We start from the raw sequence: 18,154 nt of genomic DNA, 5'->3' as shown, positions 1-18,154 counted from the left end.
CAGCGTCAAACAGTTGGTCCAACGCATCGATCATTTCGTGACCGCTTACAACGCGGACTGCCAGCCATTTCGCTGGACAGCTACTGCCGACTCGATTCTCGAAAAGTTGCACCGACTTTGCTCACGTATTAGTGGGACAGGACACTAGGGCAATAGAGCAATAGCTCAGTCCGTTGCGATCACCCGGTCATCAGCGCGACGGCCTGCTGATGGCTGAAAGCACGCCGCCTGAAACGCCAATCCGCGACAGTCTTCTTCGGCTCCCATGCCGATAATTGCCTCCGGCGCACTGCCATCCAGAACCAGCACGGCAGCGCCCTCACAAAAGTGCGACGGAGACTTCGATGACGACAACAACCACTGGCACAACCACTGGCGCAGACCTGCGCACGCTTCGCGAACGCGTGGTTCGCGATCACTTTGCCGACGAGATCCGGCAGGATTTCGATGCGGTCCTGCCAACGTTCCCGCATCCGCACTACGAGCTCATCGCGAGCGGCGCAGTGTTCGATGGCAACGCTGACGTCCGGAAGTACTACACGCAAAGCCGCGTGGCCTTTCCGGACCAGCGCAGCGAGATCATCCAGCTCCGGCATACCGATGACAGCGGGGTCAGGTATGGACTGTCGCCTTTTGGCAGTCGCGCATGCGGACTAACCCGCATCGCCCTCCGCCAGTCTGGGTCTGGGTCTGGGTCTGGGTCTGGGTCTGGGTCTGGGTCTGGGTCTGGGTCTGGGTCTGGGTCTGGGTCTGGGTCTGGGTCTGGGTCTGGGTCTGGCACAGAAATCGCGCGAAAGACACCGCGGCGACGGGAACTGGAAAAAAATGGGCGGCCTGACCACAGGACCGCCCGAGGAAGTTCAGTCGACTGGCAGGTTGAACTCTTGAGGGATTATTGACGAAGCGGACTTTCCAGGTGTGCTGCGCCTGACGGATAATCCGTCATTCCGGTACGCCAGAAATTGCCAGCCATCACGCCGTCTATTTCGCGTCCGCCAGTTCCCCGAAGATCGTCGGAACCAGTTCCGACACCGTGGGGTGGATCGCCATCGTCTGCGTGACCTGCCTGGCGGTCATGCCGGCCGCCATGGCCGTCAGGACCATGTGCACCGCTTCGTCCCCGCCGGGCCCGAGGATGGCCGCGCCGAGAATCTTGTCGGTGTCGGCATCCACCACGACACGCATCGATCCCTGGCTTTCGCCCTTCTCCACCGCGCGCGCCACTCGCGTCATGGGTCGCATGCCCACGCGTACGCGATGCCCTGCCTTGCGTGCCTGCTCCTCCGTCATGCCTACGCGGCCCAGCGGCGGGTCGGTGTACAGCGCATAGACCGGGATGCGATGCGCCACGGAACGGTTGGCACCGTCGAGCAGATTGGCCGCCACCACTTCGAAATCGTTGTACGCCGTATGGGTAAACGCGCCGCGCCCGTTGCAATCGCCCAGCGCCCAGATGCCGTCGACGCTGGTCCGCAACTGGTCGTCCACGCTGATGTAGCCGTGCGCGTCCATGGAGACCCCGGCCTTGTCGAGGCCCAGGTCATCAGTGTTCGGTCGCCGTCCCACGGCCATCAGCACATGGCTGCCGACGATCTGTGGGTCGCCCGATGCGCAGTCCACGCCAACCGCGACGCCTTCGGCATGACGATGCAGCTGGATACACTCGGCCCCGCACCGGATCACGATGTCTTCCTTCTCGAGGATCTCGCGGACCTGCAGCGACACCTCGGCGTCCTCGCGGGAAATCAGGTGCGAACCGCGCTCCACCACGGTCACCCTGGCGCCCAGGCGGCGAAACACCTGCGCGAACTCCAGTCCCACATAGCTGCCGCCGATGACGACGAGGTGCTCCGGCACCGCATCCATCGCCACCATATTGGTATTCGTGAGGTACGGGACGTCGGCGAGTCCCTTGATGCTATCCGGCGCCAGCGCCCGGCCGCCGACATTCAGAAAGATCTTGTCCGCCCGCAACAGGCGATTGCCCACGCGGACCGTCCGGGGGCTTTCGAGGCGTGCATGGCCGCGAATCAACGTGCAGCCACGCATGCCGCCCATCCAGCGTTCCAGCCCCGATCGGCTGGCACCCGTGATGCCCGCCACGCGCGCGGAGATTTTCGCCATGTCGATCCGCGCCGGCCCCGGCAGCATCACGCCGTACTCCGCACCGCGCGCCGCCATGCGGGCGGCATAGGCGCTGGCCACCATCGCCTTGGTCGGCGTGCAGCCCACATTGACGCAGGTGCCGCCCACGAGGGCGCGCTCGACAACCGCAACGGTCATGCCGGCCGAGGTCAGCCGGTTGGCCAGCGACGGCGCCGCCTGGCCGGTGCCGATCAGGATGACGTCGAAGAGCTCCGGGGATTCGGTGGCGATATCGGTATCGGACATGGTGTTCCTCGCGCACGCTGCATCGGCGCAGCGGAAGTCGCCGCAATCGCCGCAATACACTGATTGCGTCGGACTCGTCGGACTGTCGGACTCTATCAGGCCGATGTCGCGACGAAGCGGCGGCAGAACGCCGCGCGCAGGCGCGCGCAGCACCGCGAACGATTATAGGAACCGCCCTGTCATGTCACGATGACGGCACCCCGGCGCCCGGGCTGGCGCCGAGTGCCCGATCCATCACCCGCGCGACGGCAGCTTCCAGTTGGGCCGCACGAAATGGCAGGTGTAGCCGTTGGGATAGCGCTCCAGATAGTCCTGATGTTCGGGCTCCGCCTCCCAGAACGGGCCCACGGGCGCGATCTCCGTCACCACCTTGCCCGGCCAGAGGTCGGACGCGTCGACATCGGCCAAGGTTTCCTCGGCGACGCGCTTCTGCTCTTCGTCGGCATAGAAAATCGCCGAGCGATAGCTGGTGCCGATATCGTTGCCCTGGCGATTCCGGGTGGTCGGATCGTGGATCTGGAAGAAGAACTCCAGGATCTGGCGGAAACTGATCCTGGCCGGATCGAAAACGATCTCGAGCGCTTCCGCGTGGGTGCCGTGGTTGCGGTATGTGGCATTGGGCACATCGCCGCCGCTATAGCCCACGCGCGTGGACAGCACGCCGGGATAGCGGCGCAGCAGGTCCTGCATGCCCCAGAAGCAGCCACCCGCCAGGATGGCGGTTTCGGTTTTCGTCGTCATACGTCAAATCCTTTCGTTCGGCCCGCCGGCGGCAAGGCCGGCGCATCGCCCAGTAATATACGCATGCCCCACAAACTTCGCTGGCAGACCATGCAGTTACCCCACGGCGCGGAGGGTGTCGTCAACGCCCTCCAGCGCGAGATTACCGCTTGTACCCGCTGCGCTCCCCAACTTGCCGCCGGCCCGCGTCCGATCGTGCAATTCAGCGCCACGTCGCGCATCCTGATCATCGGCCAGGCGCCCGGATCGCGCGTGCACGCCAGCGGCATTCCGTTCGATGATCCAAGCGGCGACCGCCTCCGCGACTGGACCGGCCTTACCCCCGACGAGTTCTACGATCCGGCGCGCGTCGCCCTGATGCCGATGGGCTTTTGCTACCCGGGCAAGGGCAAGAGCGGCGACCTGCCGCCCCGCCCCGAGTGCGCGCCGCTGTGGCACCAGCGCGTGCTCGACCTGCTGCCGGCGGACCGCCTGACGCTGCTGGTCGGCACCTACGCGCAAGCGCGGTACCTCCCGAAGGAGGCCCGCGATTCGATGACGGCAGCTGTGCAGAATTTCCGCGATTTCGGATCGGCAGTCTTTCCGCTGCCGCATCCGTCATGGCGCGTGGTGGGATGGATGCGCAAGCATCCGTGGTTCGAGGCGGAACTGTTGCCCGCACTGCGGGCGGCGATACGCAGCCGGCTGACCTGACCCGGGATCGGGAGCCGGACGACCTCTCAGTCAGCTTTCATCCGCAGCGCGGCCAGCGTCAGCGGCTTGGCGACGACCGTCGTGGCCAATGCCATCAGCAGCAGGCCCGAGAACGCCGCCGTGCCGATCAGCTTGTTTTCCAGCAGGATCGCCAGCACCACCACTTCCATCAGTCCCTTGGTCTGTGCCAGCGCCCCGAGGGTCCAGGCATCGCGCCGACCCAGCCCGGCCAGCCTCGCAGGCAGCGCGGTGCCGGCCATCTTGCCGACCACGGCCACCACGGTCGCCACCACGAAGACCACCAGCGCATCGCCGCCCGCCGTCGTCAGGTCCGTGCGCAGCCCTGTCATCAGGAAGAAGAACGGCATCAGCACGACCACGGTGGTCGGTTCCAGCTGCCGGCCGATATCGGCGGCGGCGCTGCGCGGCAGCACCACGCCCGCCAGGAAGCCACCGAGGATGTAGTGCAGGCCGATCAGCTCGGACGCGCAGGCCGAGGCAAAGATCAGCACAACCACCGCGGCCAGCCGCGCATCCGCGCCGCGCAGCCGGGGCAGCCATGCCGCCAGCAGCGGCCGTACGATGGCGAACATGACCGCCACGTAGGCGGCGCCGCAGAGCACCAGCCGCAGAGGATCCTGTCCGGCCGCCTGGCCGGCGCTGGCAAGGATGCAGGACAACACGATCCAGATGGCCGCATCGCTGAATGCTGCGCAGGCGACCGCCAGCCGGCCGGCCGTGGAATCGCTCAACTGCATCTCCCGCAGGATGGCGCCGAGCACCGGCAACGCGGTGACGGCCATCGACACCCCCACGGCAATCGCAAACTGCCATAGGGTCGCGGATTCGCCGAGCAACGTCGGGCGGAAATGACCCAGTGCAAAGCCGGCGCCCACGCCCAGCGCGAACGGCAGCATGACGCAGCCGATGGCCGCGCTGATCGCGATGCGCCGCAGGCCCTGCGCCTCGCCCCCGCCGATGTGCAGGCCCGACAGGAACGCAAACAGCACCACGGCCAGCCATTGCAGCCCGGACAGCGCGGCCAGCTTTGGCGCGCCGAACAACGCATGCCAGTTCTCCGGCCAGAGCGCACCCAGCAGCGACGGCCCCAGCAGGATGCCGCCGACGATCTGCATGACCACCAGCGGCACGATGCCTCCCATTCGCAAACTGCGCCACAGAATGAGCGGCGTGCCCACGACCAGGCAGGCCTGGGCGAAGAAAATCGAAGTCGGATTCATGGCGACGAGAGGATAACGAGAGGATCGGGCTAAGGTGAAACCGGCAGCAGGGACAACCGTCGGGACACCAAAACCGCCGATGATACAGGCGTTCCATGTGTCATTCACCGCACGTTGTGTCGCAATGTGTGCCAGCCCGCTTGGTCGGCTTGCATGGCCTGCCGCCGCGCCCTACGGTGGACCGTGCGGCCGGGCAAGCCGCGCCAGAAAATCAGTACACCCCACACAGAACACCATCAGGGAGACTCCGCCATGGCAACGCCGAAAGAGATCGTGCAGGGCACCTACGACGCCTATCGCAGGCAGGACATCCAGGCCGTGCTCGACGTCCTGTCCCCGGACGTCAGCTGGAAGATGGTTGGCCAGACGCGCCATATCCGCTACGCCGGGGAGCGCACCTCGCTCGCCGATATCGCGAACGTGTTCGAGCACATGGCGGCCGACGACGACATCAAGCGATTCGAGGACATCGAGATCATCGAAGCCGCCAATGGCAAGGACATCACGGTGCTGGGGGTCGTGGAGGGCGTGGTGCGCCAGACCGGCAAGCCCTACACGCTCGAATGGGCGCACGTCTTTACCGTCGAGAACGAAAAGATCACGCGGTGGATCGGCTTCTACGACACGGCGGTGCGGCTGGAATGCTCCTGACCTGCGGCGGGTGCGCCTAGCCAGCGCACCCCAAGCGACACCCCACCCGTAAGTCTGCTGGCAGAGCCGTGCCCGCTTAGAGGCGCTATCAGAATGAAGCGCCAGCGGTTCTGGCTAGGCGCGCGGCCGCAGACAGTACAAGTGGTACGGCAAGGCCGCGCAACGACGCCAGAATCTTTTTGATAGTGCCGCTTACAGGACCCCGGACGTGCCGCCATCGAGGTTGATGCTGGTCCCGGTGATATAGCTGGCCGCGTCAGACGCCAGGAACGTAATCGCATTGGCCACCTCCTCGGCCTGCCCCACGCGGCCGAGCGGGATGTCCTTGCCCAGCTTCACGTAGAGATCCTCGACGTCGACGCCAGTACGCGCGGCCTTGGTCTCGTGCTGCCCCGCGCGAACCAGGCCGATGCAGATCGTGTTCACCAGGATCTGCTCCGGCGCGAATTCCTTGGACAAGGCCTTGGTGAAGGCCAGACCGGCGGCCCGCGTCACGGTGGTCGGCATCGACTTGGCGCGCGGCTGCTTGGCGCCAATGTTGGTGATGTTGATGATGCGGCCGCCGCCCTGGCGGCGCATGTGCGGGATCGACATGCGTGACAGGCGGATGGCGGAAAACAGCTTGAGGTCGAAGTCGGCCTGCCAGACTTCATCGGGCGTGGACTCGAAATCGCCCGTGGCGGAGGTGCCGGCGTTGTTGACGAGGATATCGACGCGGCCGAAGGCCTCGACGGCGGCCGCCACCAGTTTCACGCAGTCCTCGGCGCGGCTCACGTCGGCCTGCACCGGCAGCGCTCGCCCGCCCTGGGCGCGGATTTCCGCCGCCACCTCCTCCAGCCGCGCCATGCCGCGCGCCGCGATCACCACCGCCGCGCCTTCCGCCGCCAGCCGCTCGGCCGCTGCCTTGCCGATGCCCTGCGATCCACCCGTAATGATCGCTACCTTATTGCCGAGTCCCAGATCCATGCTGTCTTCTCCTTGCGATGTCATCCGCAGGCCGTGCGCGACGCCGGCCCGCGCCAGAGGGCGAGAATACTGCGAACGTCCCGGACGCGCTGGCGCATCCTTCGGTTGTCCGGTCGGGAATCCAGTCGGGAACGCGGCCCGAAATCAGCCCAGCGGCAGTGCGGTGCTGTACAGCACCTGCTTGAGCGCGAAGCTCGAACGGATATTGGACACCCCGGGAATGCGCGTGATCTGGTCGATGATCAACCGCTCCAGTGCCTCCACGTCCGGCACGACCACGCGCAGCAGGTAGTCGGCATCGCCCGACATCAGGTAGCACTCCATTACCTGCGGCAGCGCGCCCACGCGTCGCTCGAATTCGTCGAGGGTTTCGCGGCGCTGCTTGTCGAGCGAGATTGAAATAAACACCACGACCTTCAGCCCCAGCCTACGCGCATCGAGCAGCGTCACCTTGCGGGAGATAACCCCCATTTTTTCGAGTTGCTTGACCCGCGCCAGGCATGGTGACGGGGAGAGATTGACGCGGCTTGCCAGCTCCACATTGGTCAGGCTGCCGTCCCGCTGCAGTTCGCTCAGGATCCGGATGTCTGTGGCGTCGAGATCGATGTCCAGCATGTTGCGCTTTCGTTAGGGCTGAAGCCAGCATTCTATGCCGCAATGGCAGACCCTTGCAGGGCGATCCGGTCAATGCTGCGGTGCAATGCCCCGTAGACTTTCCGCATCCGATCCGGCACTTGCCCGATCGCGCAAAACAACGATCTCAAGCCTCTCCCATGTCTGTCCAAGCTCCCGCCGGCGCGGCCTCCCTCGCCGGTATCAAGAAATTCCTGCCGCTGATCGGCGCCGTCATCATCTGGGGCGGCAACTGGCCGGTCATGAAGCTGGGCCTCGCGCATGTCAGCCCGCTGTGGTTTGCCGCCTGCCGCTTTGGCTCGGCGGCGCTGATCAGCGTGGTCGTGCTGGGCGCCGTGCGCCGGCTGCGCCTGCCGACGCGACAGGAATGGCCGCTGGTGATCGGTGTGGGGCTGCTGCAGATGGCGGCGTTCACGGCCCTGGCCCTGTGGGCGCTGCAGTATGTGGCGCCGGGCCGCGCGTCGGTGGTGGCCTACGCCACGGCCGTCTGGGTCATTCCGTTGTCGTCGCTGGTGCTGGGCGAGCGCCCGTCGCGCCTGCAATGGCTGGCGACGGCCTTCAGCTATGCGGGCATCGCGGTCATCGTCGCGCCCGCTCTGGGCGACTGGCAGTGGCACACCGTGATGGGACTGACGATGCTGCTCGGCGCCTCGCTGGCGTGGTCGGTCAGCATCATCCAGTTGCGCGCCAACCGGTCCGTCCGGCTCGGCGCGGAGATGATTCCCTGGGAATGCGCGGTGGCGACGGTGCCGCTGGTCCTGCTGGCGCTGTTCCGCGATGGCGCACCGGACCTCGCCGCGATCGCTGATATCTGGGCCGTGATTCTCTATACCGGCCCGCTGGCCACGGCACTGACCTTTATCGTGGTGCTCAACGTGACGCAGTCCCTGCCGCCGGCCGCCACCTCGATCGCGATGCTCGGCGTGCCGCTGATCGGCCTGGTCCTGTCGGCCGCCGCCTGGCACGAGCGGATCTCGGCGGACCTGTCGATCGGGCTGGCCCTGATCGGCCTGGGCGTGGTCACCACGGCGCTGGCGCCGAGGCTAGGCAGGCTGGCCGCGCGCTAAGCGGTCGGGCGGCCGCAAGGCCGCGCAACGACGCCAGGATATTTTTGAAACGACCTCTAGGGTTGGACGGAAGGTTCGCGCTTCAGCGTGCGGAGGACGAAGGTGGAATGACTGTGCCGCAGCCCGGGCAGCTTGTAGAGCTTGTGGCGCAGGAACTCCTCGTACCCTTCCGTGCCGGCCACCGCCACCTTGATCAGATAGTCGTATTCGCCCGTCAGCAGGTGCGCCTCCAGCACCTCGGGCAGTTCCGCCAGCGCCTCGCCAAAGCGATGAAGCATGTCGTCGTCGTGCCGGTCGAGCGTGACCTCGATCAGCACCGTATCCGGCAGGCCCAGTGCCTTCTGGTTCAGCAGCGCGGCATAGCTCTCGATCACCCCCGCCTCTTCCAGCGCCCGCACCCGGTTCCAGCACGGCGTGGCGGACAGGCCGACCAGCTCGGCCAGCTTTGCATTGGAGATCCGGCCGTCCCGGCGCAGTTCGCGCAGGATGCGGCGATCGATCTCATCGAGTTTGGGTACATTGGGCACCGCGCGACCTCCATCGAAGAACAATCCCCCCAATACTCTACATCAAACAGAGATTTCATCTCCATTCAGCCGTTACATGGAGAAAATTCAGAAGCTCATTTTCGCGGTTGGCTGGTAAATTTACCGGACCTATCGCGAATCACTTCCGGACTCCTGCCATGTCGCTGCCCACCCTTCAGATCGCCCTCCGCCTGGACCGTACCGACGTCTTCGGCAGTCTGGAATGGGTGCTCGCCAATGCCCGCCGCACCGGGCTGTCGCTGCGACAACTGCATGTCGACGCGCAAGGCGGCCACGCCGTGCGGCTGCTGGCCGAGGCGCCGATGCCCGAGTTGCTTCACGTGTTCGTGCGCCGGGTCGGCCACGGCGTGCAAGTCGAGATTGTCGATGTGGAGTTCTCCGACGACGTCGAGGGCCTGGATGCGCTGGACGGCGTGGGGCTGCCGACGTTCGCCGAACCGCTTGCCCTGCACGCCTGAAGTGCCCTCATCCGGCGCGCCCATCCGGCGCCCCGTTGCGAACCGGCCGCCTTGCGCTGGCCGGATCGCCCTCGCCAATGCGTCTAGGCCGCCGGCGCCAGCAGCTCGATCCCGTCGAGTTCCGCCGCGCAGATATCGCGCACGATCGTCACGAAATCGGCCACATAAGGCCGCTCCGAGATCGCGGCCGGCACGACCGCATAGAGTTCGCTCCAGAGCCCTTTTGCCCCGATGCGCTTGGCCAGCACGTAGTCGTGATCGACGTAGTTCTTCACGCCCCAGTTGGGTAGCGCCGCCACGCCACGGCGGCTGGCCACCAGCTGGAGAACAGCCACCGTCAGTTCCGCCGTGCGCCGTTGCAGGTGGATGCCGGCCGGTTCCAGCACTTCGCGGATCAGGTCGATCCGCTGCTCGGGCACCGGATAGGTGATCAGCGTTTCCCCGGCCAGGTCCGCAGCCTCGATCCGTCGCTTGTTGCGCAGCCGATGCTCGTTGGCGATGACCGCCAGGATCTCGAAGCGGAACAGCGGCGCCACCTCCAGCCCGCGCTTGCCCGGCGGTTTCGAGCCGATCACCATGTCCGCGCGTCCATTGGTCAGCAGCGCCAGCGGATCGGCATGGAAGCCCGCCACCAGGTCCACCTCCACCTCCGGCCAGCGGCGCCGGAATTCATCCATCACCGGCATCAGCCAGTCAAAGCAGGTGTGGCACTCCAGCACCACGCGCAACTCGCCGCGCGTGTCGCCCTTCAATCGCAGCAGGTCGCGCTCGGCGGCGCTGATCGCGGCCAGGGCTTCCCGCGCCAGCGCCAGCAGCCGCTCGCCGGCCGGCGTGAAGCGCAGCCCCTGCCGGGTGCGATCGAACAACGCCATGCCGTAGTACGCCTCGATGGCCTTGATCTGGTGGGACAGCGCGGACTGGCTGACGTGTACGCGCTCGGCCGCCGTGGCCAGCTTGCCCGATTCGGCAATGGCCACGAGGGAGCGGAAATGGCGAACCTCGATCATGGAGTCACTTGAATCAAATTCATACATTGTTTAAAACATGTCGCTTGATTCATTCTACGTGGGAATCGACACTGTGCGCCAGACAGACATACTCGATCGGAGCAACAGATGGCACGCACCCACACCCTCGGCTTTCCGCGCATCGGCGCGCGCCGTGAACTGAAATTCGCGCAGGAAGCCTTCTGGCGCGGCGAAACCTCTGAAGTCGCGCTGCGCGACACCGGCGCCACGCTGCGCCGCCGCCACTGGCAACTGCAGGCCGACGCCGGGCTGGCCACCGTCGCCGCCGGGGATTTCGCCTGGTATGACCAGATGCTCGGGCTGACCACCTTGCTGGGCGCGCTGCCCCGGCGCTTTGGCTTCGACGCCGCCGCGCTGACGCTGGCGCAGTACTACGAACTGGCCCGGGGCAACGCCGCCCAGCCAGCGATGGAAATGACCAAGTGGTTCGATACGAACTACCACTACATCGTCCCCGAGCTCGATGCGGACAGCACCTTCGATGGCGGCCCCGCGTGGTTCTTCGACGAGATCGACGAAGCCCTCGCGCTCGGCCTGCAGACCCGTCCGGTACTGATCGGCCCGGTGACCTACCTGTGGCTGTCCAAGTCCCATGCGGCCGGTTTCGATCGCCTGAGCCTGCTGCCGAAGGTCGTGCAGGCCTACCAGCGCATCCTGGCCACGCTGAAGGCGCGCGGCATCGAGTGGGTGCAGATCGACGAACCGGCGCTGTGCCTGGACCTGGACGATGCATGGCTCGATGCCTACGACGAGGCCTATCCCGCGCTGGCCCAGGCGGGCGTCAAGCTGCTGCTGGCCACCTATTTCGACACGGCCGCACCGCATGCCGCGCGTGCCGCCGCGTTGCCGGTGCAGGGTTTCCACATTGACCTCGTCCGCGCCCCGGCGCAACTGGCCGCCTGGCAACGCGTGCTGCCGGCCGATGCCGTGCTGTCCGTCGGCGTGATCGACGGCCGCAATATCTGGCGGGCCGATCTGCGCGCGGTGCTCGACACGCTCAAGCCGCTGCACGCCGCGCTCGGCGACCGGCTCTGGCTGGCGCCGTCCTGCTCCCTCCTGCACGTGCCGGTGTCGCTCGATGCGGAGGTGCGCCTCGACCCCGAGCTGAAATCCTGGCTGGCCTTCGCCACCGAGAAGCTCGACGAGCTGCACACGCTGGCCACCGCGCTGAATGAGGGCGAGGCGGCCGTGGTCGACCAGCTGGCGGCATCCGACAATGCCCGCCAGTCGCGCCGCACCTCCAGCCGCGTCGTCAACCAGCAGGTCCAGAGGCGGCTGGCTGCGGTCACGGTCGACATGGCCGACCGCGATAGCGCCTTCGACATTCGCATCGATCGCCAGCGCGAGGCCCTGAATCTGCCGGCCCTGCCGACGACCACGATCGGTTCGTTCCCGCAGACCGCCGCGATTCGCCAGACGCGCGCCGCCTTCAAGCGCGGTGACATCGGCGCGCTGGAATACCTCGAGCGGATCCGCGCGGAAATCGAACTGGCCGTGCGCAAGCAGGAAGCCCTGGGGCTGGACGTGCTGGTGCACGGCGAAGCCGAACGCAACGACATGGTGGAATACTTCGGCGAACAGCTCTGCGGCTACGCCTTCACGGAGAACGGCTGGGTCCAGAGCTACGGCTCGCGCTGCGTGAAGCCGCCCGTGATCTACGGCGATGTCTACCGTCCCGAGCCGATGACCGTGGACACCGCGCGCTATGCCCAGTCCCTCACGGACAAGCTGATGAAGGGCATGCTGACCGGCCCGGTGACGATGCTGCAATGGTCGTTCGTCCGCGACGACCAGCCGCGCGCCACCACGGCCCGCCAGCTGGCGCTGGCGATTCGCGACGAGGTCTGCGACCTGGAATCGGCCGGCATCCGCGTCATCCAGATCGACGAGCCCGCGCTGCGCGAAGGCTTGCCGCTGCGCCGCGAGGACTGGGCGGCCTATCTGGAATGGGCGGTGAACGCGTTCCGGCTGTCGGCCGCCGGCGTGGCCGACCAGACCCAGATCCACACGCATATGTGCTATGCCGAGTTCAACGACATCCTGCCGGCCATCGCGGCGATGGATGCGGACGTGATCACGATCGAGACCTCGCGATCCGCCATGGAACTGCTGGAAGGGTTTGGCGATTTCGACTATCCGAACGAGATTGGCCCGGGCGTCTACGACATCCACTCGCCGCGCGTGCCGACGGTGGATGCCGTCACGCGATTGCTGGAGCGCGCCTGCGAGGTCATCCCGCCCGAACGGCTGTGGGTCAACCCGGATTGCGGCCTGAAGACGCGCGGCTGGCCGGAGACCGAAGCCGCCCTGGCCAACATGGTCACTGCGGCACGCCAGTTGCGCGGCAAGCTCGCGGGCCAGGCCCCGGCGACGTGGAAGCGCGTGCAGCGCCCTGCCACGGCCAACGTGTCCGCCACGCCGGCCACGCACGTCCACACCGCTGCGTGCGGCGTGGCCTGCGCGGGACAGGCCGCGATCTGAACGAGGGGCCGCCCGAAGGCGCCTTCACCGGGCGCCTTCGCCGGGCGCTTTTTCGCGGTCCCATCATCGCGGTGCGCTGCTGTGTCGCATGGCGCATGGGCACCCAAGTTCGTATCCTTCCTGTCCATCTCATAAGATAGAGCGAGACAGCGCCCGCAGCCATGCGGGCGTGAGTCCCGACCACAAGGAAGGAATGAAACGAGCCAACACCTGGCGCCGCGCCGCGGTGCTGCCGGCGGCTGCCCTCACGGGCGCGGCACTGGCCCAATCCGCAAGCCCGGCCGCCACGGACGCCAACACGCCGATCCCCACGCTACCCACCGTCACCGCCACGGCCACCGCCGAGGGATCGCTGACCGTGCCGGGCATCGCGCAGCAGCGCCGGTCGCTCTATCAGTCGGCCGGCTCGGTTGGCTTTGTCGATGCCGCGTCGTACTCGAATACCTACGCCAGCAATCTGCGCGATGTGCTCAAGGATGCACCGGGTGTTTACGTCGAGGAACGCTATGGCCAGGAACTGCGGCTGTCGATCCGCGGCTCGGGCATCGCGCGCGGCTTCCACACGCGCGGGCTGGAAATCCTCCAGGACGGCGTGCCGACCAACTTTGCCGATGGCAGCGGCGACTACTACCAGATCGACCCGCTTGGCCTGTCCGCGGCCGAGGTCTACAAGGGCGGCAACGGCCTGGCCTACGGCGCCACCACGCTCGGCGGCGCGATCAACTTCACCACGCCCACCGCGCTGACCGCCGACGCCCGCAACATGGTGCGCGTGGACGGCGGCAGCTTTGGCACGATACGCGCGAGCGGACAGGTATCGCGCCAGATCGGCGCGTTCGACTTCCTGGCCAATCTCAGCGTCAACCATTCGGAAGGCTATCGCGACCACGAACGCGGCCAGTATGAGCAGCTCAACACCAACTTCGGCTACCGCTTCAGCCCGAGCGTGGAGACGCGGTTCTACTTCGGCGCCTACATCGTCGACCAGTTGCTGCCGGGTTCCCTGTCGCTCAGCGACGCGCTGAACAACCCGCGCAAGGCCTCGGCCACCGCACTGGCCGGCGACCAGGCACGCAACACGCGCACCGAGCGGCTGGCCAACGTGACCAGCGTGAAGCTCGATAGCGGGCAGATCGACTTCACCACCTGGGTCATCCACAAGAGCCTGTATCACCCGATCTTCCAGGTGATCGACCAGGACAGCTGGACCTACGGCTTCGCGCCGCGCTATACGGGCAACTTCACACTCGGCGGCCTGCGCAACCAGATGATCGCGGGGCTGCGTTTCTTCGGCGGCAACAACGATGCGCGCCAGTACGTCAACGTGAACGGCGACCGCGGTACCCAGACGCTGAATTCGAGGCAGGACGCCTACAACTACGAGGCCTTCTTCGAGGACCGCCTCTACGTGGTGCCCACTGTGGCGCTGATGGCCGGCGCCAAGGCATACCGCAACCGTCGCGAGTACCAGGACTACGGCGGCCTGCCGACGAACCCGACCCCGAAATCCGATGGCACCACGTACAGCGGCGTGAACCCCAAGTTCGGCGTGCTGTGGGAGCCGAGGAAGGACGTGCAGGCCTTCGTCGACATCACGCGCAGCGCCGACGTGCCGGACTTCTCCGACCTGAACCAGACCATCGGCACGACCAACCAGTTCGTGCCGCTGTCGGCACAGCACGGCTGGACGCTGGAAGCCGGCACGCGCGGCCAGCTGGACCGCTTTGGCTGGGACCTGACCGTCTACCGGTCGCTGGTGCGCGACCAGTTGCTGCAATTCACGGTGAGCCCCGACGTGCCGGCGTCCACCTTCAATGCCAACAAGACCATCCTGCAAGGGGTGGAACTCGGCGCCAGCGCCGACGTGCTGCGCGACGTGGCCCGGTCCGGCGACAAGGTCACCGTATCGCAGCTGTGGAACTACAGCGATTTCCGCTTCGACAACGATCCGGTCTACGGCAACAACCGCATCGCCGGCGTGCCGCAGCACGTGTTGCGCACCACGCTGGCCTACAGCCATGCCTCGGGGCTGCGCGTGGCGGGCACGCTCGACTGGGTGCCGACTGGCGCGTACGTGGACTACGCCAACACGATGAAGGTGCCGGCATACGTGCTGTTCGGGATGCAGGCAAGCTATGAGTTCCAGCGCGGCGTGACGCTGTTCCTCGACGCCCGCAACCTCGCCGACAAGCGCTACATCAGCGACTTCAGCACCGTGGCGGATGCGCGCACGGCCAATACGTCCGTGTTCTACCCGGGCGTGGGCCGCGCGTTCTATGCGGGGGTGAAGGTCAAGTTCTGAGGCAATGGGCGCCGACATCCGGCGCCCGTTTCTCGCGTCCGTTTCTCGAGCCCATTCCTCGCGGCCACACCCGGCGGCCACCTCCGCGCCGCCTCCGATTCTCCCGGCACCATGAAAAAACCCTTCCGGTCAGGAAGGGCTCATCACTGGCTCGCGGTTTGCCCGCGCGGCCCGCGCGCTCAGTTCACGCACTCAGTTCACGCGCTGCACCGCTGGCGGCGTCCACTTGCCGTCCAGCAATACCTGGTCCGGCCAGTACGCGCGCAGCATCAGGCTGAATGCCTCAGGCGGCGCGGGCAGCCAGTTGGCGATCTGATCGGGCGCCGGGCGATCGTACTGGATATAGATATCGAGCGAACCGTCGCGGTTGTAGCGCAGGCGGTCGCGGCTGCCAATCGTGTAGCGCTGGAGCGGATTGCTGACGAAGGCATGCTTGTCGTTGTACATCGTCAGCGACCAGAACGCCTTGACCGGCGGGAGCTGGCCCTTGTCGAAGTGCAGCACGTAGCGGCTGCCACCGTCGAACGGCCGGCCCGTGGCATCGGCGCGCGTCCACGGATAGATCGCGTCTTCGGGCAGGTTCGCACCTAACCCGACCATGGCGATGGCGGCACGCTTGCCGTAGTCGACGCCATACGTGCCGAGGTCGCGCTGCATGCGCCAGCCCGTGCTGCCGGCGGCGCCCTTGCGGGCGTTGGCGGTAATGCCGGCCAGCGCCGCGGTGGCGCCCTCCTGCACCGCGCGGGCCGTGGACGGTTCGAGCACCGTGGTCTTGAACGGCTCCCCGGGCTTCACGCCCATCCGCTTCATCTTCTCCACCATCGCGGCATCTTCGGGCGCCGGCGGATTCTCTGGCAACAGCGCGGACAGCCGGCTGAAGAACGCCTGCGCATCCATTGCCGCCACCTGCTCCACCGGCGGCGTCTGGGTGTCGATCAGGGCGACACGCGGCGGCAGCGGCGGCGGCGCCATGCGACCGCCCTTCTGCCAGATCGACAACGGAATCAGACGGTATTGGTCCTGCAGGCGATGCACGGCCGGAAAGTCCTGCCTGCCGTTGGCTTGCGTCCGCCCGATCACCCATGCGAGCGCCGTCGGCGAGCGAATCTCCTTGACGCCCTTGGGCAGCGTGCCCTGCCAGCCCGGACCGACAATCGCAAAGGCGACCCGTTTGGTGCCCGTGGTGCGCTTGCCCGGCGACGCAATCACGTTGGTCCATGCATCCATCACCGGCATCAGGTAATAGCGGCCGCTGGTGTCGGGCAGGGACAGCACGACCGGCTCCTTCGACACGTCGATCCACGCGGACGAATACAAGGTATCCGCATTGGGACTGACAACGTCGGTATAGGTCGGATCAGGGAAGGTTCGCTTGTGGACGAACGTGTTGGGCGGCACTTTTGCCGTCATCACCTCGCGCGTCACATCCATCAGCACGAGCGGATAGCCGTACGTGAAGACCTCAGCCGACAGGGCCTTCATGGCCTGGTCGGAGGGCTGTTCGGCAGCCGGGGTTTCGGTGACGACAGGCTCGGGCGTGGACGAGCAAGCGGACAGCAGGACGGCAAGCGAGAGGACGCTTGCCAGTTGGCGTATCGATGGATTCATGACCCCGTTCCCTTAGGCTGGCGACCCTTCCGGGGGACTGCAGGGCGATATTTGGTGTAGCCCCGGAGGCGCATCTGTTCCGAACGAATGATGGCGCTGCGGGTCTGGCACTGTCAATGATTCGTGTCTGCAAATTGGGGGGAAACGTACACAATCACTGAACTTCCGGAACATTCCACAGTGCCGGCGGCAGAACCGGAAGCTGGCCACGGCCGGGTGCAAAGCGTCCCCGGCGTTACATGACGCGGGGACCACAGGTCGGATCGGCGTGACGGACGATGCGCGGCGCAGCAGATACGTCATCCGCAAGCCGACCGATCGACCCATGTGCCCCCATGGGCGAGGAAAGGTCAAGGGAGGCACGACGGGAAGAGCAAAGAGATCGGCGGGGGCAGAACGACGGGAGGTTCGATGGGAAATCGAGGGGAAGCGCAGGGAGGAAGCATCGAGTAGGGTGAGGGGTCACCCCCTCAGCCCTCTCACACCACCGTACGTGCGGTTCCGCATACGGCGGTTCACAAACGAGACTGCAAGCGCTGCTGAGTATTCAGCAGCGAGATCAGCCCCATGGCGTCGAAGTAGCGTTTGGGGAAGGCTTCTCGCATATGCAGGGCACCTGCGTTCCACCATGGCCCGTACCCGTTGAGGGCGGACTGGGCTGCCCGCTTGGCGGAGACCCCTTGGCGCCGCAGAAGCGACAGTCGGGTTCGCCAGCCTTTGGCTTGCCGCCATAGCAGACAGCGCAGTCGCCGGCGCACCCATCCGTCCAATTCCTCCAAAGGCCGCTTGCTCTGCGTGTACTGGAAGTACCCGATCCACCCGCGCAGCACCGGATTCAGCGCCGCGATCGTGTGAGCCAGACTCCTCCCGCGCCCCTGGCGCATCAGCTCCTTTATTCGCCCTGTCAGCCTTTGCAGGCTTTCCGGTGCAATACGCAGCTTCGCCTGACGATGGGCTGTCACGCTGTAGCCTAGGAACTTGCGCGCCCATGGGCGCCCGCACGTGCTCTTGCCTTCGTTGACTTGCAGTTTCAGCCGTTCCGCAAGGAACGCCGTCATCCCAGCCAGCAGCTTCTGTCCCGCCGCCTTGCTTCGGACGTATATGTTGCAGTCATCCGCGTAGCGACAGAACGCCAGCCCCCGTTTCTCCAGTTCGCGGTCCCAATCCGTCAGCAGGATATTCGACAGCAAGGGCGATAGTACGCCGCGTACAACGTTGCATACTTTTCACTCCGTCGTCTGAATCATTCGAATTTTCGCTGTCGAGAGCCCCAGGCTGTGGGTCAACCCTGAACACAACGACGATCTCATCCTTGTGGATTTCGACACGCTTGACCAGACCCAATA

16 protein-coding genes and 1 pseudogene are annotated in these 18,154 nt (G+C 66.1%); 7 read left to right on the top strand and 10 right to left on the bottom strand.

Annotated elements, in window-relative coordinates; genetic code table 11:
• Positions 1-148, top strand: a pseudogene (locus AC1DOX_RS30300) (IS630 family transposase); the annotation flags it as partial.
• 31 nt (positions 149-179) lie between these two features.
• Here the strand turns inward: AC1DOX_RS30300 and AC1DOX_RS30295 are convergent.
• The 3 genes from AC1DOX_RS30295 to msrA all read right to left on the bottom strand — a co-directional run bounded on the left by AC1DOX_RS30295 (position 180) and on the right by msrA (position 3,132).
• Positions 180-596 carry a hypothetical protein gene (locus AC1DOX_RS30295; RefSeq protein ID WP_441624480.1) on the bottom strand — a complete coding sequence of 139 codons (417 nt, stop codon included), beginning with the start codon at positions 594-596 and terminating at the stop codon, positions 180-182.
• Between the two features lie 385 nt (positions 597-981).
• Positions 982-2,391 (bottom strand): FAD-containing oxidoreductase, encoded by a 1,410-nt coding sequence (locus tag AC1DOX_RS30290; protein WP_441624478.1) that lies wholly within the window; start codon positions 2,389-2,391, stop codon positions 982-984.
• 234 nt (positions 2,392-2,625) lie between these two features.
• Positions 2,626-3,132, bottom strand: coding sequence for a peptide-methionine (S)-S-oxide reductase MsrA (msrA, locus tag AC1DOX_RS30285; RefSeq protein WP_441624476.1), 507 nt, complete (start codon positions 3,130-3,132; stop codon positions 2,626-2,628).
• Positions 3,133-3,222: 90 nt separating this feature from the next.
• Between msrA and AC1DOX_RS30280 the strand changes: the two genes are divergently transcribed.
• On the top strand, positions 3,223-3,825 hold the full coding sequence (locus AC1DOX_RS30280) for a uracil-DNA glycosylase family protein (RefSeq protein ID WP_441624482.1): 603 nt from the start codon (positions 3,223-3,225) through the stop codon (positions 3,823-3,825).
• Between the two features lie 26 nt (positions 3,826-3,851).
• Here the strand turns inward: AC1DOX_RS30280 and AC1DOX_RS30275 are convergent, their stop codons facing one another.
• The gene (locus AC1DOX_RS30275; protein WP_441624474.1) at positions 3,852-5,066 is read right to left on the bottom strand and encodes a cation:proton antiporter; all 1,215 of its coding nucleotides are present in this window, start codon (positions 5,064-5,066) and stop codon (positions 3,852-3,854) included.
• A 252-nt stretch (positions 5,067-5,318) separates the two neighbouring features.
• Between AC1DOX_RS30275 and AC1DOX_RS30270 the strand changes: the two genes are divergently transcribed.
• Entirely contained in the window at positions 5,319-5,717 is a 399-nt protein-coding gene (locus AC1DOX_RS30270; protein ID WP_441624472.1) for a nuclear transport factor 2 family protein, read from the top strand.
• Between the two features lie 192 nt (positions 5,718-5,909).
• On the opposite strand, the gene AC1DOX_RS30265 is transcribed toward AC1DOX_RS30270, so the two are convergent.
• A complete protein-coding gene (locus AC1DOX_RS30265; protein WP_441624470.1) occupies positions 5,910-6,683 on the bottom strand; it encodes an SDR family NAD(P)-dependent oxidoreductase in 774 nt (257 codons plus the stop codon).
• A 144-nt stretch (positions 6,684-6,827) separates the two neighbouring features.
• Entirely contained in the window at positions 6,828-7,298 is a 471-nt protein-coding gene (locus tag AC1DOX_RS30260; protein ID WP_092141387.1) for an Lrp/AsnC family transcriptional regulator, read from the bottom strand.
• 158 nt (positions 7,299-7,456) lie between these two features.
• Between AC1DOX_RS30260 and AC1DOX_RS30255 the strand changes: the two genes are divergently transcribed.
• Entirely contained in the window at positions 7,457-8,383 is a 927-nt protein-coding gene (locus AC1DOX_RS30255; protein ID WP_092141384.1) for a DMT family transporter, read from the top strand.
• 56 nt (positions 8,384-8,439) lie between these two features.
• Here AC1DOX_RS30255 and AC1DOX_RS30250 read toward each other — a convergent pair whose 3' ends face one another.
• Positions 8,440-8,910 (bottom strand): Lrp/AsnC family transcriptional regulator, encoded by a 471-nt coding sequence (locus AC1DOX_RS30250; RefSeq protein ID WP_092141381.1) that lies wholly within the window; start codon positions 8,908-8,910, stop codon positions 8,440-8,442.
• A gap of 158 nt (positions 8,911-9,068) precedes the next feature.
• On the opposite strand from AC1DOX_RS30250, the gene AC1DOX_RS30245 reads away from it, so the two are divergent.
• A complete protein-coding gene (locus tag AC1DOX_RS30245; protein ID WP_441624467.1) occupies positions 9,069-9,389 on the top strand; it encodes an AsnC family transcriptional regulator in 321 nt (106 codons plus the stop codon).
• An 83-nt stretch (positions 9,390-9,472) separates the two neighbouring features.
• Here the strand turns inward: AC1DOX_RS30245 and AC1DOX_RS30240 are convergent, their stop codons facing one another.
• A complete protein-coding gene (locus AC1DOX_RS30240; protein ID WP_441624465.1) occupies positions 9,473-10,396 on the bottom strand; it encodes a LysR family transcriptional regulator in 924 nt (307 codons plus the stop codon).
• Between the two features lie 108 nt (positions 10,397-10,504).
• Between AC1DOX_RS30240 and metE the strand changes: the two genes are divergently transcribed.
• Together metE and AC1DOX_RS30230 are read left to right on the top strand one after the other, a co-directional pair.
• Positions 10,505-12,898, top strand: a complete 2,394-nt coding sequence (gene metE / locus AC1DOX_RS30235; protein ID WP_441624463.1) for a 5-methyltetrahydropteroyltriglutamate--homocysteine S-methyltransferase — start codon at positions 10,505-10,507, stop codon at positions 12,896-12,898.
• 193 nt (positions 12,899-13,091) lie between these two features.
• On the top strand, positions 13,092-15,200 hold the full coding sequence (locus AC1DOX_RS30230; RefSeq protein WP_441624461.1) for a TonB-dependent receptor family protein: 2,109 nt from the start codon (positions 13,092-13,094) through the stop codon (positions 15,198-15,200).
• A gap of 192 nt (positions 15,201-15,392) precedes the next feature.
• Here AC1DOX_RS30230 and AC1DOX_RS30225 read toward each other — a convergent pair whose 3' ends face one another.
• Both AC1DOX_RS30225 and AC1DOX_RS30220 read right to left on the bottom strand, forming a co-directional pair.
• Positions 15,393-16,808, bottom strand: a complete 1,416-nt coding sequence (locus AC1DOX_RS30225) for a DUF1254 domain-containing protein (protein WP_441624459.1) — start codon at positions 16,806-16,808, stop codon at positions 15,393-15,395.
• A 515-nt stretch (positions 16,809-17,323) separates the two neighbouring features.
• Entirely contained in the window at positions 17,324-17,998 is a 675-nt protein-coding gene (locus AC1DOX_RS30220; protein WP_441624457.1) for a group II intron maturase-specific domain-containing protein, read from the bottom strand.
• Positions 17,999-18,154: the final 156 nt, after the last annotated feature.

This window comes from Cupriavidus sp. 01L415, from assembly GCF_056400065.1.
This window is presented reverse-complemented; position numbering and strand designations above follow the sequence as displayed.